Origin of the sequence: Novosphingobium sp. CCH12-A3 (genome assembly GCF_001556015.1) — a bacterium.
In the GTDB taxonomy this organism is placed as follows: Bacteria; Pseudomonadota; Alphaproteobacteria; order Sphingomonadales; family Sphingomonadaceae; genus Novosphingobium; species Novosphingobium subterraneum.
This window is the reverse complement of record NZ_LSIA01000290.1, coordinates 21976-43133: the sequence shown is the minus strand read 5'-3', so window position 1 is coordinate 43133 and position 21158 is coordinate 21976. Positions and strand designations below refer to the sequence as shown.

General features: G+C 64.4%; 22 protein-coding genes. 9 read left to right on the top strand and 13 right to left on the bottom strand.

All coding sequences use genetic code 11. The annotated features are described in order from the left end of the window. Positions 1 to 73: 73 nt before the first annotated feature. Positions 74 to 1354, bottom strand: a complete 1281-nt coding sequence (locus tag AX703_RS23660) for a ferredoxin:protochlorophyllide reductase (ATP-dependent) subunit N (RefSeq protein WP_062347690.1) — start codon at positions 1352 to 1354, stop codon at positions 74 to 76. After that, positions 1351 to 1878 carry a 2-vinyl bacteriochlorophyllide hydratase gene (gene bchF, locus AX703_RS23655; protein WP_082734775.1) on the bottom strand — a complete coding sequence of 176 codons (528 nt, stop codon included), beginning with the start codon at positions 1876 to 1878 and terminating at the stop codon, positions 1351 to 1353. The genes AX703_RS23660 and bchF overlap by 4 nt, the downstream gene beginning before the upstream one ends. A 219-nt stretch (positions 1879 to 2097) precedes the next feature. Between bchF and AX703_RS23650 the strand changes: the two genes are divergently transcribed. The 7 genes from AX703_RS23650 to AX703_RS23620 are packed head-to-tail and all read left to right on the top strand — an operon-like array spanning position 2098 to position 8648. After that, positions 2098 to 3015 (top strand): B12-binding domain-containing protein, encoded by a 918-nt coding sequence (locus AX703_RS23650; protein WP_197423817.1) that lies wholly within the window; start codon positions 2098 to 2100, stop codon positions 3013 to 3015. A gap of 12 nt (positions 3016 to 3027) precedes the next feature. Further along, a complete protein-coding gene (ppsR, locus tag AX703_RS23645) occupies positions 3028 to 4449 on the top strand; it encodes a transcriptional regulator PpsR (RefSeq protein WP_062347689.1) in 1422 nt (473 codons plus the stop codon). 49 nt (positions 4450 to 4498) lie between these two features. Further along, the gene (chlG, locus tag AX703_RS23640; protein ID WP_062347688.1) at positions 4499 to 5401 is read left to right on the top strand and encodes a chlorophyll synthase ChlG; all 903 of its coding nucleotides are present in this window, start codon (positions 4499 to 4501) and stop codon (positions 5399 to 5401) included. Beyond that, entirely contained in the window at positions 5401 to 6714 is a 1314-nt protein-coding gene (locus AX703_RS23635) for a BCD family MFS transporter (RefSeq protein ID WP_062347687.1), read from the top strand. Before chlG ends, AX703_RS23635 begins: the two co-directional genes overlap by 1 nt. Beyond that, positions 6711 to 7883, top strand: coding sequence for a geranylgeranyl diphosphate reductase (locus tag AX703_RS23630; protein ID WP_062347685.1), 1173 nt, complete (start codon positions 6711 to 6713; stop codon positions 7881 to 7883). The genes AX703_RS23635 and AX703_RS23630 overlap by 4 nt, the downstream gene beginning before the upstream one ends. Then, positions 7880 to 8374 (top strand): TspO/MBR family protein, encoded by a 495-nt coding sequence (locus AX703_RS23625; RefSeq protein ID WP_082734774.1) that lies wholly within the window; start codon positions 7880 to 7882, stop codon positions 8372 to 8374. The genes AX703_RS23630 and AX703_RS23625 overlap by 4 nt, the downstream gene beginning before the upstream one ends. Positions 8375 to 8396: 22 nt before the next feature. Further along, positions 8397 to 8648, top strand: a complete 252-nt coding sequence (locus AX703_RS23620; RefSeq protein WP_062347683.1) for a hypothetical protein — start codon at positions 8397 to 8399, stop codon at positions 8646 to 8648. 137 nt (positions 8649 to 8785) lie between these two features. Here the strand turns inward: AX703_RS23620 and pufC are convergent, their stop codons facing one another. From pufC to AX703_RS23575, 10 genes are all read right to left on the bottom strand, one after another. Further along, on the bottom strand, positions 8786 to 9871 hold the full coding sequence (gene pufC / locus AX703_RS23615; protein WP_062347680.1) for a photosynthetic reaction center cytochrome PufC: 1086 nt from the start codon (positions 9869 to 9871) through the stop codon (positions 8786 to 8788). Beyond that, the gene (pufM, locus tag AX703_RS23610; protein WP_039336609.1) at positions 9868 to 10842 is read right to left on the bottom strand and encodes a photosynthetic reaction center subunit M; all 975 of its coding nucleotides are present in this window, start codon (positions 10840 to 10842) and stop codon (positions 9868 to 9870) included. The genes pufC and pufM overlap by 4 nt, the downstream gene beginning before the upstream one ends. 14 nt (positions 10843 to 10856) lie before the next feature. Next, positions 10857 to 11681 carry a photosynthetic reaction center subunit L gene (gene pufL / locus AX703_RS23605; RefSeq protein ID WP_039336611.1) on the bottom strand — a complete coding sequence of 275 codons (825 nt, stop codon included), beginning with the start codon at positions 11679 to 11681 and terminating at the stop codon, positions 10857 to 10859. A 102-nt stretch (positions 11682 to 11783) separates the two neighbouring features. Then, positions 11784 to 11969, bottom strand: a complete 186-nt coding sequence (gene pufA, locus AX703_RS23600; protein WP_062347678.1) for a light-harvesting antenna LH1, alpha subunit — start codon at positions 11967 to 11969, stop codon at positions 11784 to 11786. A 66-nt stretch (positions 11970 to 12035) separates the two neighbouring features. After that, on the bottom strand, positions 12036 to 12191 hold the full coding sequence (gene pufB / locus AX703_RS26995; protein WP_082013438.1) for a light-harvesting antenna LH1, beta subunit: 156 nt from the start codon (positions 12189 to 12191) through the stop codon (positions 12036 to 12038). 160 nt (positions 12192 to 12351) lie between these two features. Next, positions 12352 to 13797, bottom strand: a complete 1446-nt coding sequence (bchZ, locus tag AX703_RS23595; RefSeq protein ID WP_062347676.1) for a chlorophyllide a reductase subunit Z — start codon at positions 13795 to 13797, stop codon at positions 12352 to 12354. Next, entirely contained in the window at positions 13794 to 15332 is a 1539-nt protein-coding gene (gene bchY, locus AX703_RS23590) for a chlorophyllide a reductase subunit Y (protein WP_062347674.1), read from the bottom strand. Before bchY ends, bchZ begins: the two co-directional genes overlap by 4 nt. A gap of 3 nt (positions 15333 to 15335) precedes the next feature. Next, on the bottom strand, positions 15336 to 16325 hold the full coding sequence (locus AX703_RS23585; RefSeq protein ID WP_062347672.1) for a chlorophyllide a reductase iron protein subunit X: 990 nt from the start codon (positions 16323 to 16325) through the stop codon (positions 15336 to 15338). Further along, positions 16322 to 17287 (bottom strand): chlorophyll synthesis pathway protein BchC, encoded by a 966-nt coding sequence (gene bchC / locus AX703_RS23580; protein ID WP_062347671.1) that lies wholly within the window; start codon positions 17285 to 17287, stop codon positions 16322 to 16324. Before bchC ends, AX703_RS23585 begins: the two co-directional genes overlap by 4 nt. A 121-nt stretch (positions 17288 to 17408) precedes the next feature. Next, positions 17409 to 18548 (bottom strand): methyltransferase, encoded by a 1140-nt coding sequence (locus AX703_RS23575; RefSeq protein WP_082734773.1) that lies wholly within the window; start codon positions 18546 to 18548, stop codon positions 17409 to 17411. Between the two features lie 92 nt (positions 18549 to 18640). Here AX703_RS23575 and crtD point away from each other — a divergent pair, with 92 nt between their 5' ends. Both crtD and AX703_RS23565 read left to right on the top strand, forming a co-directional pair. Continuing rightward, the gene (gene crtD, locus AX703_RS23570; RefSeq protein WP_231735675.1) at positions 18641 to 20188 is read left to right on the top strand and encodes a 1-hydroxycarotenoid 3,4-desaturase CrtD; all 1548 of its coding nucleotides are present in this window, start codon (positions 18641 to 18643) and stop codon (positions 20186 to 20188) included. A gap of 65 nt (positions 20189 to 20253) precedes the next feature. Continuing rightward, positions 20254 to 21024, top strand: a complete 771-nt coding sequence (locus tag AX703_RS23565) for a hydroxyneurosporene dehydrogenase (protein ID WP_369821053.1) — start codon at positions 20254 to 20256, stop codon at positions 21022 to 21024. Here AX703_RS23565 and AX703_RS28745 read toward each other — a convergent pair. After that, a complete protein-coding gene (locus AX703_RS28745) occupies positions 21021 to 21155 on the bottom strand; it encodes a hypothetical protein (protein ID WP_255355113.1) in 135 nt (44 codons plus the stop codon). The genes AX703_RS23565 and AX703_RS28745 overlap by 4 nt on opposite strands. Between the last annotated feature and the right edge of the window lie 3 nt (positions 21156 to 21158).

Genomic DNA, 21158 nt, shown 5'->3' with positions numbered 1-21158 from the left:
GGTGCACGTACGGTTCGGGGAGGGGAAGCGCTTATGCGCTTCCTACTCCACTCCAGACCGCCAGCTGCATCGCCTATACCCTCAGGATGTCGCGACGGCGCAGAGGCCGCGCGAAGAGCTCGGCGAGGTCACCCGCCTGCTCGAAGCCATGGATGGGCGAGAACACCAGTTCGATCGCCCACTTGGTCGAAAGCCCTTCGGCTTCCAGCGGATTGGCAAGGCCCAGGCCGCAGACAGTAAGGTCGGGGCGGTCGAGCCGCACGCGGTCGAGCTGCAGGTCGACATCCTGCCCTTCGCTCAGCCGGGTCGAGGCAGGCAGCAGCGCCAGTTCGCGCGCATTGAGCTCGCGGTTGAGGTAGGGCGTGCCCACTTCCACCGGCATCATGCCAAGCTCTGTGTGAAGGAAGCGCGCCAGCGGCAGCTCCAGCTGCGAATCCGGCAGGAAGGTGATGCGCTTGCCCTCGAGCCGCTCGCGCCGATGGGCGATTGCGCGCTTGGCCCGCTCGCGGCCCGGAGCCACCACGCGGTTGAAGTGCATCCGGTCAATCCCGAACGCTTCTGCCGCCGCACGCAGCCAGTCGGTCGTGCCTTCGGCGCCGAACGGGAACAGCGCGTCGAGGCGCTTGGCTCCGCGACGCTGCAGCGCCCCGGTCGTCTCGGTCAGGAACGGTTGTGCCAGCAGGAACACCGTGTTCGGCCCCACCTTCGGCAGTTCGGCCATGCGCTTGGCGGGCAGGAAATGTACTGGCCCGATGCCCAGCTCGTCGAACAGCCGCTTGAACTGGTCCTCGACGATGTCGGGAAGGGCGCCGACGACGAGCAGGTTGGCTGCCTCGTCTGCGTCGGCTGAGGGCATTTCAGGCACCAGCGCCGTCAGGCAGGCGTCCTCGCCTTCGGTAAAGGTCGTCTCGATCCCGCTGCCAGAATAGTTGAGGATGCGGGTGGAGCCGGCAAACTTCGCATCAAGCCGCTGCGCTGTCTTGCCCAGGTCCAGCTTGATCACTTCGGATGGGCACGATCCCACCAGGAACAGCGTGCGGATTTCAGGCCGCCGGGTCAGCAGCTTGTCGACCATGCGGTCGAGCTCGTCCTGGCAATCGGCCATCCCGGCCAGATCGCGCTCCTCGATGATCGCCGTGGCAAAGCGCGGCTCGGCAAAGATCATCACCCCTGCCGCGCTCTGCAGCAGGTGCGCGCAGGTCCGTGATCCGACCACGAGGAAGAACGCATCCTGCATCTTGCGATGCATCCAGATGATACCTGTCAGCCCGCAGAACACCTCGCGCTGCCCGCGTTCGCGCAGGACTTGCGGCTGTGCTGCCGGAGCGCATCCCAGAACGCTTTCGCCGCTCATGCTGCAGCCTCCGCTTGGCCGGTTTCAAGCCGCGCCGCGCGCAGCTTCAGCAGGAACTGTCCAGCGTTGATGACATAGGCGGCATAGCCCGCCAGCGCGATCTGCATGCGCTGCTCGAAGCTGCCGTAATGGCCCAGCAGCATCACCAGGTACGCGGTGTGCAGCGCGATCACGAGCATCGAGAACACGTCTTCCCAGAAGAACGCGCGGGCGAACAGCCACTTGCCGAAGACGACCTTTTCCCAGATCGATCCGGTCACCATGATCGCATAGAGCGTAAACGTCTTGACCACGACCGAGACGTCGGCAGCCATGGCCCCTTCGCCCCACGCAAGACTACGTAGAACTAGTGCCAAACTGACCAGAAACACCAGGAACTGGAAGGGGGCGAGAAGGCCCTGCACCAGCGTCCACCGCGTGGAGTCGCGCTTCTTGCGTTCCTCCGCAGTGTAAAGCGTCGGGCGCGCAGCCTGCGGGCCAAGTCCTTGGCCTGCGGCTCTAAATCTGATCGCGTCCCCTCTCATCCGGCCCCTTTCGCGGGCTGAGGCACAAGGCCTTCGAGAACCGGAGACTACGCCTCGCCTTGTCCAAGTGTCAATCTATCTTGACGACAAATAAAAATGACATATCCGGGTTTGTCAGCAACACTTTACAGGCGTAGAGTGTTGGCTCCGGTCAGAGTCGAACTATCGATCCGACAGTCCGGCGGGCGTATCATCGCCCACAGGCCGGAGGGGTCTGCCATGGCGACTGTTTACGGGACTGAGGCCAACGCCAATGCAGCAAGGCGGACACGTCGCAGGCGTGCTCCGGGCCTGCGACCAGGTTCGACCCACACGGATGGGCACAGTTCCTCGCCGGCCAGAGGCCCGGCGTCGGTCAACAGCCTGATCGAGGAGCAGATCATTCCCCGTCTCCTGCTTGCTCATTCTTCCGGCGTGCAACGTGGGCGCGTGACCGGCACGCTTTCGGTCGATCCGGCCGACGCCGCCAGCTTCGCCTCGCTGCCGCTTGATCTTGATGCGGAGGAGTTGCTCGAGGTCGTCGAAGGCTTCATCGCGCGGGGCATCGCGATTGAATCGATCTTCGTCGATCTGCTCGCCCCTTCCGCGCGTCGGCTTGGCCAGCATTGGGAAGAGGACGAGTGCGATTTTCTCGATGTGACGATGGGCTTGTGGCGGCTGCAGGAAGTCATGCGACAGGTCGCCTTGCGTTTTCCGGCTGACGACTCCGATGGGGATCGCGCCCGCAGCGCACTCTTCTCCCCGATGCCCGGTGACAGGCATGCACTCGGGACATTGATGATCGAGGAAGTCTTCGCCCGGGCCGGCTGGCAAACCGAGGCGCTGATCGAACCCAAGCGTAAGGAATTGCTGCAGATTATCGCCGAAAGACACTTTGATGTCATAGGGTTGACCGTCAGTTGCGATTGCACTAACGCGAATCTCAGTGACCTAATTTGTTCCATTCGCAGCGTCTCGCGGACGCCCGGGGTTCAGGTCTTTATTGGTGGACGAATGGTCAATGCCAATCCGGGTATCGTCGATGAAGTGGGCGCCGATGGCACCGCTCCCGATGCACGATCGGCTCTTGTCCTCGCTGAAAAGCTGGTTGCCAGGAAACGCGCCGGATCAGTCCGCACCGAATTTCCCCTCGGATAGCCGGCTCGACTGATGCCTTCCCGCAATAACTCCATCGAAGGGAAGCTGCCCTTCGCCAGTGCCCGCACCCATTTCGAGGTGCTCGGGCCGGACGCTGCAGCTACCCTGGCGATGGTGGCGGGCGACCTTGCCTTGGTCCTCGATGAAGCTGGGCGGATCGTCGACGTGACGGCAAACCCGCGCGAATTTCCGGATGCGCAGCAGTGGATCGGCCGCGAATGGCTCGATACGGTGTCGGTGGAAAGCCGTGCCAAGGTCATGGAAATGCTGGCCAATGCGCGCAAGGGCGTGACCCAGCACTGGCGCCAGGTCAACCATATCACGAATGAAGGCGAAGTGCCGCTGCGTTTCGTGGTGGTTCGCCTCGGTGAAAGCACGAACGCCATCGCCATTGGTCGGGACATGCGCGATGCCGCGGCCTTGCAGCAGCGTGTCCTCCAGGCGCAGCAATCGCTTGAGCGCGATTATCTGCGCCTGCGCCAGCTCGAAGCGCGCTACCGCATGTTGTTCGACCAGTCGGTCGACCCGGTGCTGATCGTCGATGCCGAAGCCTTCCGCATTCGCGAGGCCAACCGCGCCGCGCACCAGCTGTTCCAGGCCCGCAACGGCACGCTGCAGGGAGCCAAGCTTACCGCGCTGTTCTCCCGCCCCGCGCGCGAGCATCTGATCGCTTTTCTGGGTTCGACTCTCGTTTCCCCGGGCGTCCTCCCGATCGAGGTGCAGCCCAATAACAGCGCCGATGCCGTAATGCTTTCGGCCAGCGGCTTTCGCGAACGCGGCGGGCAGTTCCTGCTCATCCGCCTGTCGGGTGCTGCCAGCGCCGCCGAACACGCATCGGGCGAGGTGATGCGCGTGATCGAGGCCATGCCGGATGCCTTCGTGCTGACAGACGCCCGCATGCTCATCCAGGCCGCCAATCCGGCCTTCGTGGAACTTGTCTCTGCCGCCACCGTCGATCAGCTGCGCGGGCGACCGCTGGCGGATTTCGTCGGGCGCCCAGGCATCGATCTCGATCTGATCGACGGCCAGCTTGCCAAGCACGACATTGCCCGCAATGTCAGCACGGTGGTCGGTGCACGCGATGGCTTCGATGGCGAGCCGGTCGAACTCTCCGCCGTCAAGACCGGCGACGACCAGACTCACTACGGTTTCGTGATTCGCCCGATCGGGCGGCGCCTGCGCGATCTTCCCGTTACCGCAGACGCCCCGCGTTCGGTCGAACAACTTACCGATCTCGTTGGGCGCATGTCGCTGCGCGATATCGTGCGCGAATCCACCGACCTGATCGAGCGTCTCTGCATAGAGGCAGCGCTCGAATACACGTCGAACAACCGCGCATCGGCCGCGGAAATCCTCGGCCTCAGCCGGCAGAGCCTCTATTCGAAGCTCCACCGCTATGGCCTTGGCAATCTGGTAGATTCACTTGACGAATAGAGTGTCAATTTGATTTGACGCTTGGGGTGCATGGGCATAGTCTTTGCCCATGGCGCAATCTGCAGTCTCTACTGGATTGACGCCGCCTCCGGCGGCTCGTGACGTCTTGGAACTCCTCAAGCCGATCACCTGGTTCCCGCCGATGTGGGCCCTGATGTGCGGCGTGGTTTCTTCGGGCGTCTCCCCCCTCAGCCGCTGGACCTTCCTCATTGCCGGCATCCTTCTGGCCGGCCCACTGGTCTGCGGCACCAGCCAGGCCGTGAACGACTGGTTCGATCGCCACGTTGACGCGATTAACGAGCCTGATAGGCCAATCCCCTCGGGCCGCATCGGCGGGCGCTGGGGCCTTTATATCGCCATCGGCTGGACGGTCCTGTCGCTGGCGGTCGCTGCCTTCACCGGCCGCTGGGTCCTGATCGCCACCGTGTTCGGCCTCGCCTGCGCCTGGGGCTACAGCGCGCCGCCCCTCCGCTTGAAGACCAGCGGCTGGATCGGCCCGGCCGTCGTCGGCCTCACGTACGAAGGCTTGAGCTGGTTTACCGGCGCCGCCGTGATGGCTGGATCCTTGCCACCGGTTCACGTTCTCGTGATCCTTGTGCTTTACAGCATCGGTGCCCACGGCATCATGACACTCAACGATTTCAAGGCCGTGGAGGGTGACCGGGCGACCGGCCTGCGCTCGCTTCCGGTGGTGCTCGGCGAAAGGCCAGCCGCCTTGCTGGCCAGTGCCGTCATGGCCATCCCGCAAGCGATCGTCGTTGCGCTGATGGTCATGTGGGGACACCACATCTCCGCAGGGGTGGTCGCAGTCCTGCTCGCCGCGCAGCTCGCGCTCATGCCAAGGCTGGTGTCGGCGCCTGCGCGCCATGCCCCCTGGTACAATGCCACCGGCGTTTCACTCTACGTGCTTGGCATGCTCGCCTCGGCACTCGGCCTTGGAGGGTATGTCTGATGAACCGCAGTTTCGGCTGGTTTTCGATTGTCCGGCTGGGGGCCGTGCAGGCCTCGATCGGGGCGATGGTGATGATCGCCACTTCCTTGCTCAATCGCCTGATGGTGCTGGAATACCGCCTGGCGGCAGGCGTGCCTGCAGGTCTCGTGGCATGGCATTACATGGTGCAGCTATCGCGCCCGCTATGGGGCCACGGCTCCGATCTCGGCCGCCGGCGCACGCCTTGGGTCATCGGCGGCATGGCAGTTCTCGGAACAGGTGCGCTGCTCGCGGTACAGGCGACCACGATGCTTGATGATGCGCGGATGCTTGGGATTGGCCTCGCCACGGTCGCCTTCACCTTGATCGGTGCCGGTGTTGGCGCAGCGGGAACCTCGATGCTTGCCATTCTCGCCAGCGGTGTCGCTCCCGAACGCCGTGCCGCCGCCGCTGCCACGACCTGGATCATGATGGTCTTCGGCATCGTCATTTCCGCCGGCACTGCCGGAGCCTTGCTTGATCCGTTCACCGAACAGCGCCTGTTCATGGTCGCAGGGTGCGTCGTAGCTGCGGCGATCACGCTCACCTGCATCGCGATGGTCGGGCTAGAGGCCAAGGCCACCGGCGCCCTTTCAGCGGAAAGCCGTCAGCCCCCTGCGTCCTTGCGTGAAGCCATTGCCGAAATCCTCGGCGATCCGCAGTCGCGTCGCTTCACCATGTTCATCTTCGTCTCGATGCTCGCCTATTCGATGCAGGACCTGATCCTCGAACCCTTTGCCGGGCTCGTGTTCCAGATGTCGCCGGGACAGTCGACCAGCCTTTCCGGCCTCCAGCACGGCGGCGTGCTCGTCGGCATGATCGTGACGGGCCTTGGCGGCAGTGCCTTTGCCGGGCGCATGCCCATCGAACTGCGCATCTGGACCATGCTTGGCTGTGTCGGCTCGGCTGTTGCGCTGGCAGGGCTTGCCATGGCGGCCCAAGCGGGTCCGGTCTGGCCACTGGCGGCGAACATTGCCGCGCTTGGCTTCTTCAACGGTGCCTTCGCCGTCTCCGCCATCGGCTCGATGATGGGACTGGCCGGGGCGGGCAAGCGCACCCGCGAAGGCGTTCGCATGGGCGTATGGGGCACGGCGCAGGCCATCGCATTCGGCCTCGGCGGATTGACCGGCGCTCTGGGCGTCGATCTCGTGCGCGGCGCGACGGGGCAGGTGGCCGAGTCTTTCCAGCTCATCTTCGCATTCGAGGCGAGCTTGTTCCTCGTCTCGGCAATCCTCGCGATGCGGGTGACTCACCGGCGGGACATCCCCGCCCAACTCGGGGCGGCAGGGGCATGACCGACAGGCTTGAATACGATGTCGTCGTGATTGGCGGTGGACCTTCGGGCGCCACGGCCGCTTGGGATCTGGCACGCTTGGGCCGGAAGGTCCTGCTTCTTGACCGGGCAGGGCGGATCAAGCCCTGCGGCGGCGCAGTGCCGCCGCGTCTGCTCGAGGAATTCGAAGTGCCGCAATCGCGGATGGTCGCGCCGTCGAACCGGGCGGTGGACATGCCGGTGGGCGAGATCGGCTATGTCGGCATGGTCGATCGCGATCACTTTGACGAATGGCTGCGGGCCCGTGCCGCCAGGGCCGGGGCCGACCGCCGCGTCGGCACGTACGATCGGATCGAGCGTGACGGCAAGCCCGGCGCGATCGTCTGCTATCACGAAGCGCGCGGCGGCGAAGTCCGGAAAGTCCGCACCCGCCTTGTCATCGGTGCTGACGGCGCGCGCTCGGGCGTAGCGCGCGAAAACATTCCTGCTGCGACACGTAACCCGTGCGTCTTCGCGTATCACGAAGTCGTGCGCTCGCCTGAAAGTACCGAACAAGGGTTCGATGCCTCGCGTTGCGACGTGCTCTATCAGGGCAAGCTCTCGCCCGATTTCTACGCGTGGGTTTTCCCCCATGGCGAAACGTCGAGCATCGGCGTCGGCAGCGCTAACAAGGGCTTTTCGCTGCGCGGTTCGGTCAAGCAGATGCGCGATGAACTCGGCCTTGAAGGTTGCGAGACGATCCGCTGCGAAGGCGCCCCGATCCCGCTCAAGCCGTTGAAGCGCTGGGACAATGGCCGCGATGTGCTGGTCGCAGGGGACGCTGCCGGCGTCGTTGCCCCTGCCTCGGGCGAGGGCATCTACTATGCCATGGTCTGCGGCCGGATCGCCGCGCAAACCGGCGACGCTTTCCTTGCCAGCGGCAATCCTGCGCTGCTGAAGCGGGCGCGCAAGGCGTTCCTGCGCGAACATGGCCGCGTGTTCTGGATTCTCGGGATCATGCAGTACTTCTGGTACTCCAGCGACAAGCGGCGCGAACGCTTCGTCGAGATGTGTGCGGACAAGGACGTGCAGCAACTGACCTGGCAGGCCTACATGAACAAGAAGCTCGTGCGCGCCAAACCGATGGCGCACGTGCGGATATTCCTCAAGGATTGCGCGCACTTGCTCGGGTTGAGGCCTGCAGTCGGATGAAGCCCGCCTCGCTCATGCCTGCCGGCATTCCCATCGGCATCGCCTCGCTGGCCGCCTTCGCCACGGCAATGGTCGGCGGGACGATCACCGATCTCGGGCCCTGGTATGACTCGCTGATCAAACCCGGATTCACCCCGCCGCGCCCGGTCTTCCCGATCGCATGGACCACGATCTTCGCCCTGTGCGCCATCGCCGGAGTCGCAGCATGGCGCGCGGCACGCAGCTCCCGCACGTCGGACACGGTGATCGGCCTGTTCGCGCTGAACGGCTTCCTCAATATCTTGTGGAGCCTGCTCTTCTTCCGGATGCAGCGCCCTGACTGGGCGTTCTGGGAGCTCTGCCTGCTGTGGCTCTCGATCGCCACGCTGATCGTGTATTGCGGCCGCATCTCGCGCCTATCGGCGGTGCTGCTGTTACCCTACATCGCCTGGGTCACTGTTGCCGGCGCGCTCAACTGGGAAATCGTCCGCCTCAACGCACCGTTCGGTTAAGGGAAGGTCATTGCCCGGCACCATGGAAGCGCTCTTCGCCTCGGGCCACGCCGCCGACATTGTCCTCGCCGCACTCCTGCTCGAAGCGCTCTGGCTGCGTTGGCGCGGTTGGAGCGTTGGGGATCTCCTCACCATGCTGCTTCCCGCAGCGCTGATCGTTGTTGGACTTCGCGCCGCATTGGTCGGAGCGGACTGGCCGTGGATTTCGGCCCCGATCGCGCTGTCCTTCCCGGTGCACATCGCCGACGTCATGCGCCGTCGCCGCAGCCTCTGACAGTCGCACGTCCGTCTGCAAGAGTTGGGGGTGAGTTAGGGGGGAGTTGCCCCTCTGCCCCCGAGAGTTGGAAACCCAAAAAAAGGTCCGCCGGAGTGCTCCAGCGGACCCTTCAGGTCCCACATTCCTGCGGGGGATCAGTGTGTTGCGGTTGATACCGCAGCGGCAATCGGAGCCGCCGGTGCCGCAGGCGCTGCCGGAGCTGCCGCCGGCATCGCCATCGGTGGGCCCCACAGTGCCGGGTAGTCCTTGGCCATCTTGTACCCACCCATCGGCTTGTTCTTGCCCTGGTGGCAGGTGGCGCAGCTCACCTTGAACGGATCACCCATCGGCCCCTTGCGGTGCGCCGGGAAGACGTCCTTCAAGGTGCTGATATACTGGCCATTTATATCGCGGACCATGCGCAGGCCGTACCACGCCGTGGCGCGCTTGGGCGTGCTGATGTTCCACGGCTTGAACGCCTGCGCGTTGTGGCAGAACGTGCAATTCACGCCCAGCGACTGCGACAGATGGTTCATAAGTGCATACTGCGGCTCGGTTTCCTTGATGGATAGCTCGTTGGCCTTGGTCGGATGCAGGGTGTCGGAAACGACCCGGATTGACCTGTCCGTCTTCGGATCACCGGTCAGGTAAAGCGCCAGCGACGCTTCCGGCAGCGACGAGTAAGCTGATGCCGCAACGGGATTATTCTGCCCATGACGGTTGCCGATGATCCCGTTCTTGCCAGCTTCGGGCAGCGCCCAGTAGTTGGCCGGGATCGCATTTCCGCGGTGGCAGGTCCAGCAGGTCACGCCCGTGCTCGCCACGTGCTTGTTCCAATTGGAGTTTATGTTGCGCGTCATCTGCAACATCTTGCGCGCGGCGACCTTGGTGTACTTTTCGTCCGAGGCCATGTTCTCGGGGTTGTGGCAGTAATTGCACCCCTGTTCCGGGGAAACCCACGCGGTGATTGCGGCCATCGTGTAGGTGAACTGCTCTTCCGAGACGTCGCCCAGGACCTGGACGTTCTGGTAGGCGGCGCCAGCCCGAGGTCCATCGTTCGAGGGCGGATCGTAGGGCGGGGCGGGCACGTCGTCCTTGGCCATGGCCACCTTCTTCAAGGTGACCTGGTCCATCCCGGTGCCGCGATGCCCGTTCTGGACCGACTGCTTCGGCCCCAGCTCGCAACCCGAAAGGGTCAGAGCAGCGCTCGCCAATGCGGCGATTGCGATTGTCCTTTTCATTGGCCCGCACTCCCCAGCGTGGCGGGATCAATGACCCCGGTATCGGGATACATCGGAGCATAGCCATGCTGCTGCGCCCAGAGGTACCAGTTGTCGACCACGGTGCCGGTCAGCAGGATGCCGATGCCGCCGGTCAGCGTCGTCAGCACTGCGAACCACCAGGCCCAGCGGTGGATCGATTCCATCGTGGCGTTGAAGCCCATGGTCCAGCGCCAGAACAGCGCCGCGCGTTCCGATGCCGTGCCGCGATCGGTGATCTGCTCGATCTCGCGCTCACCGCCGTAGCGACCGACCGCCAGGATGGTCGCACCGTGCATCGCGAAGAGCAGGGTCGATCCATAGAGGAAGGCGATCGAGAAGGCGTGGAACGGGTTGTAGAACAGGTTGCCGTAGCGGATCGAGAAGGCGGCGGTCCAATCGAGGTGCGGGAAGATGCCGAACGGCACGCTTTCCGCCCACGAGCCCATGAAGAACGGGCGGATGAAGCCGAGCACGAGGTAGAGCCAGATCGCCGAGGCAAAGGCCCAGGCCACGTGCGTTCCCATGCCGAGCGCCCGGGCGCGGGTGTACGTGCGGATCCACCAGAGGATGATCGAGGTGGTCAGGAAGAACCCGGCCATGATCCACCAGCCGCCCTTGGCCAGCGGGACGAAGGGCGTGAAGCCATATTCCGGCCCCGGAGGTTCAAGGCTGAGCCAGGGCAGCATGCGCACGAACTGGATCGGGTTCCAGCCCACCGAGGCGAGCATGTTGAGCCCGATAATCTCGATCGCGAAGAAGCCGAAGATCAGGGCGAACACGCCGGTCCAGCCAAGATATACCGGGCCGATCTGCGCATGGCCGATCAGGCCCATGAGGTGGTTGAACGATCCCTTGCCTATCCGCGGCTCGCTGCCGGGGGGAAGGGCGATCCCGGCTTCGGGTTCGCCCCGCAGCTGGACCTGGGTGAAAATGTTCTGGTAGGTCGCCATCGCTCAGTGCTCCTTCACGACCAGATCGGCAGGTTGAGCCACCAGGTCCACCATTCGGGCCAGCCCTTGGTCCACAGCGGCCCGCTGATCACGATGCAGACGGCGCTCCAGAAGCCTGCGTTGAGGGCAAGGAGAAGGCCGACGCGGTGAATGCCCAGCGTGCCGACCGAATAGCCGATGAGATCGCGGAAAAAGGTGTCTTCATACTCTGGCGACTTCACTTCGGCACCTTCTGGCGGGTTCACCGCCGAGAGCACCAGCGCACCGTGCAGGGCGAGCGCGAGCGTCGTCGTGAAGAAGAACGAGACTGCCAGCATGTGGGCCGGATTGTAGTGGAAATGCAGGTACTGGTACCCCGTGTTGGAAACCCAATCGAGGTGGCTGAAAATGCCGTAGGGGAAGCCGAAGTGCCATCCGCCCAGAAGGACGGGGCGGATTACCACCAGCGTGAAGTACGCGAAGATCGCCATGCTGAAGGCGACCGGCACATGATAGCCCATGCCCAGTTTGCGGCAGATCTCGACTTCGCGCAGCGCCCAGCTGCTGAAGGATATCAGCGCGCAGACGGTGATGACCTGCCAGAACCCGCCCTGCGCCAGCGGCGCGAGGCCAAGGCCGTATTTGAGGTCTGGCGGTTCGATCGAGATGAGCCAGGGATTCCACGTCGGTCCTTGCGAGGCCGCGTAGAAGATGAGGGCGGTGCCCAGCGATGCGAAGATCGCGGTCACCACACCAAAGAAGCCGACGTAGAACGGACCCACCCAGAAATCGAACAGGTCGCCGCCGATCAACGTGCCACCGCGAACGCGGTATTTTCGTTCGAAACTAAGGAGTGCCATGGTTCTACCCCTCCCCGCCGCGGCGCGACGGGCTTAGCTGTGTTCTGATTGGCTGCCACAGGAGGCGGCGACGGGAGCGCCGCCGCCTCTCGCACAGTTGCGTCAGGGCGCTGCGGGCGCCGCTGCTGCTGCGTTCGCCATGCCCTGGGCCGAATTCGGGCCATCGAGCCAGTTGAACGTATCGGCGCTGAGCAGGATGAAGTGAATCACCAGTGCGAGCACGAACAGGAACGCGAACAGGGCAACCAGAGCCCTGCGCGGATCGAAAATAAGCCAAATCCTCCACATGGTCTTAGTCCTTGTGCAAGTGTTGAAGGTCCTGCCTCAGGCTGTCGCCGCGGGCAGGCGGATGCGTCAGAGCCAGGGCTTCCACATCCAGACGAGGACGTGTGCGACCACCGCGACGGCGGTGAAGCCGACGAAGCTGCTCATGAAGAGTTTGTGGAATTCCTTTGCTTCCTCTGGGGTGAGGTAGGTCCTCAGCCCGAAGCGATCGTCATGATCACTCATTGCCCAATCTCCAGTCGTTGTTGATGTGCGAGAGGCGGAAGACCTCTTTCGGTATCCGCGCGGAACTGACCCGCGTGGATGGGGGAACACGGGCGACCGGAGATGGGCGACCGTGCAAGCTGATGCGCCTGGGATGAGCGCGGAAGGATCGATGCGCGGATCATGTGACCTGCGCCTCGAGCATGGCATCGGCGAGCCTGTCGGCGCTGACGCGGGTTTCGTTATTGCGGCGAGTGATACGTTCGGCGGCATCGCGCAGGCGCTTGGCGGCGGAAATGCGCACCAGCACGGGCTGTGCCTCGACGATCTGGTCGAGCCGGGCCTTGGCGTCTTCATCCCAAGCCAGTTCGCGGGTGGCGCGCGCGGGCGTTGCTTCCACTGCGTCGAGTTGCGTGGCCAGCGGGATGATGTTGAACAGCGCATCGAACAGTGCGTTGCAGACTTCCTGCACGAGGTAGGTCGCGCCCGAATAGCCCATGAACGGCGTGCCGATGTGGCGGCGGATGGCGGCGCCGGGGAAGCTGGCCGGAATGTAGATCGACCGGCCGCCCTTTTCGGCGCTGTACATGCGTTCGTTGTAGCTTCCGAACAGCACCAGCGGCGGGGTCGCGTGAATCGCGGCGCGGACGTCCTCGTTCTTCGGCTTCACGCCCGCACTGCGCGAGAAGGCGAAAGTGCAGGGCAGGCCCATGTCGTCTTCGAGGAAGTGGCGGATGCCGCGCGCATAAGTCTCGTTGGCGACGATGCCGAAGCTGGCCGTGGCGAAGAAATCCTGCGTGACCGAGCGCCACAGGTCCCACAGCGGCTTGATCGTGGTGTGCTTCTCGCGTTCGATGAACGGTTCTGGATCAAGGCCGAGTTCGGCGGCCAGCGCGCGGAGGAAGCGAGTGGTGCTGTCGAGCCCGATGGGCGCCTGGAAGTAGGGCCGTTCCATCAGTTCGCACAAGTTGCGCCCGAATTCGCGATACATGCAGACGTTCGCCTGGGCATCTGCCAGCCTGCGGATATCGGCAAGATGGCTGCCCAGCGGGAAGACCATGTTGACCTCAGCACCGATGCCTTCGATCAGGCGGCGGATTTCGTGAACGTCGCTCGCCATGTTGAACATGCCGTAGCTGGGGCCGAGGATATTGACCCTGGGCTTCTCGCCGTCCTTGACCGGCTTGACCGCAGGGACGGTTTTCGGGCCGAATTCCGACCAGAGCCAGCTGAGCGCGCGGTCGGCACACTGCCACTGGTCCTCGTCGATCGTGCGGGGCAGGAAGCGTTTGATATTGGTGCCTTGCGGCGTCACGCCACCGCCGATCATCTCGGCGATGGAGCCTGTCACGACCACGGCGGGCAGTTCCGGATCGAGCACTTTCCATGCCCGCTTCATCGCGCCTTCGGTACCGGTCTTGCCCAGCTCTTCCTCACCAAGACCGGTGACCACAATCGGCAATTCGTGCGGAGGCAGGCCATCGGTGTAGTGCAGGACCGAGGTAACCGGAAGGTTCTCGCAACCCACCGGCCCGTCGATGATCACTTGCAGGCCTTTTACCGCAGTGAAGACATAGACGGCGCCCCAGTAGCCGCCGGCCCGATCATGGTCGAGGACGAGGGTCATGTGCCCACCGCCTCTGCCGCCTTGCGCGCGGCTTCGTTGAGGGCGGCGTACTTCTTCTTGAAGGCCGGGCGATCCTGCGGCGTCTCTTCCCAGATCCCGGCGGCCGGGCCAGTGCCGACGCCTTCGAAGAACGCGGTCATCCTGTCGAAGCGCGCCTTGTTGGCCATCGCCGCATTGATCACTTGCGCCAGGCTGCCGGCGCCGGCCACGCCCATCAGCGGGCGGGCCGAGATCAGGTTGGTGAAGTAGAGCGCCGGAATCGCCTGGGCCTTGGCGTGCTGCACCACCGGCGTCGTGCCGATGGCAAGGTCGGGTCGGAATTCCTCGACCGCGGCAATGTCCTGCTCAAGGCTGGCGCGGAACTGCACGCGCACGCCGCGCGCCTCGAGCCAGTCGCGGTCCGGATCGGACCAGCGCGTGCGCGGGCAGGCACTGCCCACATAGGGTATGTCAGCGCCGCTTTCGATCAGCAGGCGGGCGACAAGCAGTTCGGAGCCTTCGTAGCCGGAGACGGTGATCCGGCCCTTGATCGGGTTGGCGGCAAGCGCGGCACGGATCATCGGCACGAAGCGCGCCTTGGCGGCCTCGACCTTTTCGGCTGGCACGTTGCAGGCAGTACCGATGGCATCGAGCCAGGCCGCCGTGCCTTCCGCGCCGACCGGGGCCGAGCCGACCACGGTGCGGCCGGCATGTTCGAATTCACGGACGCTGGCGGTGTAGAACGGATGGATTGCAGCCACGACCGCGCAATCGAGCGCAGCGTAAAGCTCGCGCCATTCGCGGGTGGGGACGACCGGCCCGGCGGCAAGGCCCAATGGTTCGAGCATCATGCCGATGCCCACGGGATCAGCCGGGAACATTTCGCCAAGGAGGGTTACGGTCGGCTTGTCGGCACGGTTGGTTGGGGCCGCGACCGGGCCTTGCGCCACTTCCTCGCGGGCATATGCAAGCATCGCCCCGGCGAGCACGTCCTTGGCCTCGGCGTGCGTGGGTATGCCGAAGCCCGGCACGTCAATGCCGATGATGCGCACGCCGTTGATCTGCTTCTTGAGCAACCGCAGCGGTACGCCGCTGGCGGTCGGGACGCACAGATTGGTTACGACGATTGCATCGTAATCGGCTGGATCGGCAAGGCCTTCGACGGCTTCCTTGATGTCCTCGAACAGCTTGCCGGTTACCAGCGTCTCTGAACTGAACGGCACGTAACCGACGGTGCGCCGTGCGCCATAAAAGTGCGAGGTGAAGGTCAGGCCATAGACGCAGCAGGCCGAGCCCGAGAGCACGGTGGCAGTGCGCCGCATCCTGAGGCCAACGCGGAGTGAACCGAATGCCGGGCACATCGATTGCGGCTGATCGTGCGGGCCAACCGGATAGTCGGCGGCGTAGCGATCCAGAAGTTCCGAGCCTTGCGCCTTGTTGGTGGCCTCGCGCAGCACATCGGCGCCGGCATGGCAGCCGCCACCTTCGACCGGCGGATCGAGAGCGATCCGGTCCGGCTCGCGCGCATGAAGCGCCCTGTCTGCAAGGTCAGTCATGCCTCAGACCTCGTCATAGACCACCTCGAGAGAGGGGCGCTGCTCGAAAGATCCGCCGCGCATGTCAGCCTGTGTCGCCGGGACCAACTCGACGTTGCCTCCGGTGTCTTCGGGGGAGAAGAGGCCGAGCAGTCCATCCTGGTCGAGGGGCGTGGGCTGCCGCGGCGGCGCCGACGCGACATTGGATGCAAGCTCTGCGAAGAGACTGCCCCATTGCCCGCCGGGCTTGCCGATAATCTGGTAATTGGCCGACTTGCGCCGGATGTCCTCGTCGGCCGGAATGGAGCAGAGCACGGGGATGTCGACCGCGTTGGCAAAGGCCTGCGCCTCGCCGGTGCCGTCGTCCTTGTTGATGATCATGCCGGCCACGCCGACATTGCCGCCCATCTTGCGGAAGTATTCCACTGCCTTGCAGACGTTGTTGGCAACGTAGAGCGACTGCAGGTCGTTCGAGCCGACGACGATGACCTTCTGGCACATGTCGCGCGCAATCGGCAGGCCGAAGCCGCCGCAGACCACGTCACCCAGGAAGTCGAGCAGGACGTAATCGAAGCCCCAGTCATGAAAGCCGAGCTTTTCGAGCAGTTCGAAGCCGTGGATGATGCCGCGACCGCCGCAGCCACGGCCGACTTCGGGGCCGCCCAGTTCCATGGCGAAGACGCCGTCGCGCTGAAAGCAGACGTCCTCGATGCGGACTTCCTCACCGGCCAGCTTCTTGGCGGAGGACGTTTCGATGATCGTCGGGCAGGCCTTGCCGGCAAAGAGCAGGCTGGTGGTATCGGACTTGGGATCGCAGCCGATCAGCAGCACGCGCTTGCCCTGCTGGGCGAGCATGTAGCTGAGGTTGGACAGGGCAAAGCTCTTGCCCGAGCCGCCCTTGCCGTAGATCGCGATGATCTGCGTTTCCTTCTTCACCTCGCCGGTGTGCGGTGCGTCAGGCTCGATCGCGGCTTCATCGCGCAGGGCAGCCGCATGTGTATCCAGCATCGTCATGCGCAGTTGCTCCAGTCGAGGACCATCTTGAGGCAGTCGGCATCGAGGAAGGCTTCCGGATAGGCGTCCGGCGCTTCCTCGGCCGGGCGCTGGTGCGAGACCAGACCCGAAAGATCGAGCGCGCCGCAGTCGATCAGGGCGCGGGTCGAGGCGAGATCATCCGGCCCCCATTCGGCGGCAACGCGGAAGCGTGCCTCGGCCCGGAAGGCAGGTGCGAAGGCAAAGCTCGGGCGGTTGGCGTAGAAGCCTGCCAGCACGATCTCGCCCTTCTTGCGCAGGCGCGGGACGAGCAGGTCGAGGCAATCGGCATCGCCGCTGGCGTCATAGATATTCGCGTAATCGTGGCGATCGTCGTCCTTCGGAGCGATGACGTTGTACCCTTGGGCGCCGGTCCGGCGGGCGGGCTTGTGCTCCCAGACCGTGGGGGCGGGGGCACCTGCAGCGATGGTCATGCGCGCGAGCAGGCGGCCCAGCGTGCCGTGGCCAATGATCAGATCGGGCGGATCGCCACCGTTCATCGCGTGAAGCGCAGTCGCGGCGAGCGCAAACAGAACCCCGTCACGGCCCAGCGACTCGGAGACGGGAAGGGCGCGTGCGGACGGGACGATGACCTGCCGCGCCGTGCCACCGAACAGGCCGCGCGCATCGCGATAGCAGGTTGCGCCGGGGACAAAGACCCAGTCGCCGATGCGCGCCTGGACTTCGCTTCCGGCATCGACGATGCGGCCCAAGCTCTCGTATCCGGGCACCAACGGGTAGCCCATTCCGGGGAAGTTCGGCATCTCGCCCGACCAGAGAAGCTTTTCGGTTCCGGCACTTACGCCGCTCCACTGGACTTCGATGAGGACGTCTGAAGGAGCGAGTGCGGAGAAGCCTGCTTCGGAGCCTTGTCCTGAGGTCAAGGCAAGCCTGCGAAGCGCGATGCGCCTCGGTGCTTCCAGTATGACCGCCAGCGACTCCATGCCGGTCTTCCCCTCTCCCGGTGATCCGGGCCTTGCCGCAGTATCCGGATGGGTACTGTCAGGCAGTGTTCACCATACGCTAACGCCAAAGAGTGTCAAACAGATTGGACGGTCATAGCTGTCAATATGAACTAACAATGACGCTGGCGATGACCGGCATTGCCGTTCGCTTCTGTTGCCAGTGCCGGAAGCCCGCTTTGCGCAGCATCTCGCCGTATTCAGCGGGCGTGCGGGGACGACCAGAGTTCATCGCCCAGAGATAAAGGCCGAAATAGGCATCTCCCATGGCCTTTGCCCCGCGTGCCCCGGCCATCGGTTCGGCAATGACTAGGCGGCCGTTTTCGGGAAGAGCTGCGCGAATTCCGCGCAGGATCTGCAGGCAGCGATCATCGTCATGATCGTGGAGAATCCGCGAAAGCGTTATGCAATCGTAGCCGGTGGGCAGGGGGTCGGCAAAGAAGTCACCAGGATGAAGGGAGACTCGCGACGGCAGATTCGTTGCACCGGAAAGAACAGGAGGCAGGTCGAATATACCCAGCTCCAGCGATGGACATGCCGGGGCCAGCGCGTTGACGAAAGCGCCATGGCTACCCCCTATGTCAAGCAGGCGGCGGTGGCGATCGAAAGCATAGGCACCCATCGCCTGTTGCGCGACCATCTGTTGGGACGCGGCCATGAGTGAAGAGTAGCGACCGGCAATTTCCCCATCGGTTTCAGAGTGATAGTGCCAGAAACGCGACAGGGCCGTCGGCTCCTGTCGGTCCTGCTGCAGCAGGGCAAGCGGGTCGGAGAGATCCGCGTAAAGCAGCGGGTGATGCGCGACCATGGCGAGCGCCCCGGGGTTTGATCGCAGAGCCGCCCCTTGCTGGCCGAGCATCCAGCATCCCGGGGCAACTTCTTCGGCAAGATCCAGCGCGGCGGCGGCGCGGAGCAGCCGAGTCGCGACGGCATGACTCAGCGCGGTCGACCGGGCGATATCGTCGGCGTTGCAAGGCCCTGCGTCGAGCAGGTCGAGCAGGCCGACCTGGACCGCGGCAAGCAGTATCTGCGAATAGGTGAAGCCTGCCACCAGATCGAACGCGCTGGCGGCGCGGCGCCTTGATACGCTTGCAAAAATGGGAAGGCGCGACGCCCAGTCCTGGAAGACCGGGCTGCCCAGAACCCGGTTGCGCCAATGGGTCCAGCGGCGTCGCCATTCGGGAGGCCGTTCAGGAGGGTGGGGCACCGGCGGCGCATCCGTGAAAGGGGCAACGTCCAGCATATGTCCAAAAGATTGGACATTTATGATGTAAAGGTCAATTGTATTCGGCGGAGGGTTTCCCTTCAGGAGAGGAGCTTGCCTTGGCATCGCGGGTGGCGATCATCGGAGCGGGCATCGGCGGCCTGACGGCAGCCGCGCTGCTGGCTGCGCGCGGGGCAGATGTCACCGTCGTAGAAAAGGCAGCGCGCCCCGGTGGCAAGGCGCGTCAGCTGATCGTCGATGGTGCCTCCATTGATGCCGGTCCCACGGTCTTCACCCTGCGCGACGTATTCGAGGGCATCTTTGCGGCTTGCGGCGCCGATCTCGCCGACTTTGTCGACATTCGCCGCGCAGACGTGATTGCCCGTCACGCCTGGGATCCAGAGCGCCATCTCGATCTCCATGCCGATCCGGAACTGAGCGAGCAGGCCATTGGTGACTTTGCCGGCGCTTCGGCCGCAGCTGGCTTTCGTGCCTTCCGCAGGGAGGCCGCGCGCATTCACGGCATCATCGATCGTCCGATGATGCGCGGGAGCAAGGTCAGTTGGCCGCTCCCCCTGATGTGGCGCATCGGCTTGTGGCGCATGGGCGACCTTCTGGCGATCCGGCCCTACGAATCGATGTGGAAGGTGTTGGGCCAGCATTTTGCCGACCAGCGCCTGCGCCAGCTTTTCGCGCGCTATTCGACCTACTGTGGGTCCTCGCCGTTCGAGACACCGGCAACCTTGATGCTGATCGCCCACGTGGAAGCGCAAGGTGTCTGGCTGATCGAAGGTGGCATGAGCGCGCTTGCGGGTGCGTTGATGCGCTTGGGCCAGATGCATGGCGCGAAATTCCGCTTCAGCACGGGCGCTGCCCTGATCGAGACCGCGCAAGGACGCACATCGGGCCTGATCCTCTGCAATGGCGAGCGCATTGCCGCCGACGCGGTTATCGCCAATGCCGATCCCGAGGCCTTGGCGGCAGGGCGCTTCGGCCCCTTGGGCGCCATGGCGGTGCCATCGCATGGCGTGCGCAAGCGTTCGCTCTCGGCGATGGTCTGGCTGGCTAATGCACGGACATCGGGCTTTCCGTTGCAGCGTCATAACGTGTTCTTCTCGCCCGACTATGCCCGCGAATTCAGCGACATTCGTGGCGGCGCTCCGCCATGTGATCCCAGCGTCTATGTCTGCGCGCTTGATCGCGAGGGCGGGGCCGATGTGCCGCCGGGCCAGCGTGAACGTCTGCAGATCATCGTCAACGCGCCTGCCAATGGCGACAGCCACACTTATACCGAAGAGGAGAAGGCCCGGTGCACACAGGCCATGATGCGCAGCCTTCAGCGTTGCGGACTGGAGCTGGAGGAAGACTTTCCCCACACGCTGCTGACGCCGAACGCCTTCGAGAACTTTTTGCCCTCGACCGGGGGGGCGATCTATGGTCGGGCCTCGCACGGCTGGGCGGCGTCCTTCCTCCGGCAGGGCACGCGGACCCGGATCCCTGGGCTTTACTGCGCGGGTGGAAGCACCCATCCGGGGGCCGGGGTGCCGATGGCCGCCTTGTCCGGGCAACTGGCGATGCAGGCTGTGGTGCAAGACCTCGCTTCGATGCGGAAGTTCCGCCCGGTGGCTATGGCTGGTGGTATGTCGATGCGATCAGCGAATGCGGACGCCATGGGCTGACGATCATCGCATTCATCGGCAGTGTTTTCTCGCCCTACTACAAGAAGAGCGGCCGCGCCGATCCGTTGCAGCACTGCGCGCTGAACGTGGCGCTCTATGGCCTCGGCGCACGCTGGACCATGACCGAGCGCGGGCGTGGCAGTGTCGCGCGCGATGCCGATAATCTGCAGATCGGGCCGAGTTCGGTCCGCTGGACCGGTGACGCGCTCGAAATCGATATCGAGGAGATGGACAAGCGGGTTGGTGTGCCGTGGCAGCGGCGTGTCGCCGGCAAGGTCCGCGTCTACCCGGAAGCGACCAACGACCGCGCCTTCTCGCTGGACCCGGCCGGGCGCCACCGCTGGCACTGCATTGCCCCGCGCGCGCGGATCGAGGTCCGGATGGAAAAGCCTGGGCTCAAGTGGAAGGGCAGCGCCTATCTCGATTCGAACTTCGGCGCGGAATCGCTGGAGGAGGGCTTCCGCGTCTGGCACTGGTCCCGCGCCCATGGCCGCAGCGGATCGGTGGTCTGCTACGAGGGCATCCGTCGCAATGGCCAGGGCTTTGCCAGCGCGCTGCGCTTCGGTGCGGACGGGGTGCCGCACGAGGAGGAGGCGCTGCCGCCGGTTGCGCCCTTGCCGAACACGCTCTGGCAGATGGAGCGCAAGACGCGGGCGGACAGGGGCCATGCCAGCGTCATCCGCACGTGGGAGGACGCACCGTTCTATGCGCGCTCCGCCCTGTCATCGCGCCTGTTTGGAGAGCCCGTCGTGGCCGTGCAGGAAAGCCTTGATCTCGATCGCTTTTCTTCGCCGATCGTGCAGTTCATGCTGCCCTATCGGATACCGCGCGGCTAGTCGTCCGGGTTCTGCTTCTTCGCCTTGTCCTTCGCGATCTCGCGGTTGACCGACCATAGCTGGTAAATGCCGAAGCCCAGCGCGATGACGGCGGTGAAGACGATTTCCACCCAGCCAAAGTGTTCGCTCATCGA

Bases quoted from the DNA above. Each gene is read 5' to 3' on its own strand.
- AX703_RS23660 (WP_062347690.1), bottom strand. From the start codon at position 1,354: ATGAGCGGCGAAAGCGTTCTGGGATGCGCTCCGGCAGCACAGCCGCAA.
- bchF (WP_082734775.1), bottom strand. From the start codon at position 1,878: ATGAGAGGGGACGCGATCAGATTTAGAGCCGCAGGCCAAGGACTTGGC.
- AX703_RS23650 (WP_197423817.1), top strand. From the start codon at position 2,098: ATGGCGACTGTTTACGGGACTGAGGCCAACGCCAATGCAGCAAGGCGG.
- ppsR (WP_062347689.1), top strand. From the start codon at position 3,028: ATGCCTTCCCGCAATAACTCCATCGAAGGGAAGCTGCCCTTCGCCAGT.
- chlG (WP_062347688.1), top strand. From the start codon at position 4,499: ATGGCGCAATCTGCAGTCTCTACTGGATTGACGCCGCCTCCGGCGGCT.
- AX703_RS23635 (WP_062347687.1), top strand. From the start codon at position 5,401: ATGAACCGCAGTTTCGGCTGGTTTTCGATTGTCCGGCTGGGGGCCGTG.
- AX703_RS23630 (WP_062347685.1), top strand. From the start codon at position 6,711: ATGACCGACAGGCTTGAATACGATGTCGTCGTGATTGGCGGTGGACCT.
- AX703_RS23625 (WP_082734774.1), top strand. From the start codon at position 7,880: ATGAAGCCCGCCTCGCTCATGCCTGCCGGCATTCCCATCGGCATCGCC.
- AX703_RS23620 (WP_062347683.1), top strand. From the start codon at position 8,397: ATGGAAGCGCTCTTCGCCTCGGGCCACGCCGCCGACATTGTCCTCGCC.
- pufC (WP_062347680.1), bottom strand. From the start codon at position 9,871: ATGAAAAGGACAATCGCAATCGCCGCATTGGCGAGCGCTGCTCTGACC.
- pufM (WP_039336609.1), bottom strand. From the start codon at position 10,842: ATGGCGACCTACCAGAACATTTTCACCCAGGTCCAGCTGCGGGGCGAA.
- pufL (WP_039336611.1), bottom strand. From the start codon at position 11,681: ATGGCACTCCTTAGTTTCGAACGAAAATACCGCGTTCGCGGTGGCACG.
- pufA (WP_062347678.1), bottom strand. From the start codon at position 11,969: ATGTGGAGGATTTGGCTTATTTTCGATCCGCGCAGGGCTCTGGTTGCC.
- pufB (WP_082013438.1), bottom strand. From the start codon at position 12,191: ATGAGTGATCATGACGATCGCTTCGGGCTGAGGACCTACCTCACCCCA.
- bchZ (WP_062347676.1), bottom strand. From the start codon at position 13,797: ATGACCCTCGTCCTCGACCATGATCGGGCCGGCGGCTACTGGGGCGCC.
- bchY (WP_062347674.1), bottom strand. From the start codon at position 15,332: ATGACTGACCTTGCAGACAGGGCGCTTCATGCGCGCGAGCCGGACCGG.
- AX703_RS23585 (WP_062347672.1), bottom strand. From the start codon at position 16,325: ATGACGATGCTGGATACACATGCGGCTGCCCTGCGCGATGAAGCCGCG.
- bchC (WP_062347671.1), bottom strand. From the start codon at position 17,287: ATGGAGTCGCTGGCGGTCATACTGGAAGCACCGAGGCGCATCGCGCTT.
- AX703_RS23575 (WP_082734773.1), bottom strand. From the start codon at position 18,548: ATGCTGGACGTTGCCCCTTTCACGGATGCGCCGCCGGTGCCCCACCCT.
- AX703_RS28745 (WP_255355113.1), bottom strand. From the start codon at position 21,155: ATGAGCGAACACTTTGGCTGGGTGGAAATCGTCTTCACCGCCGTCATC.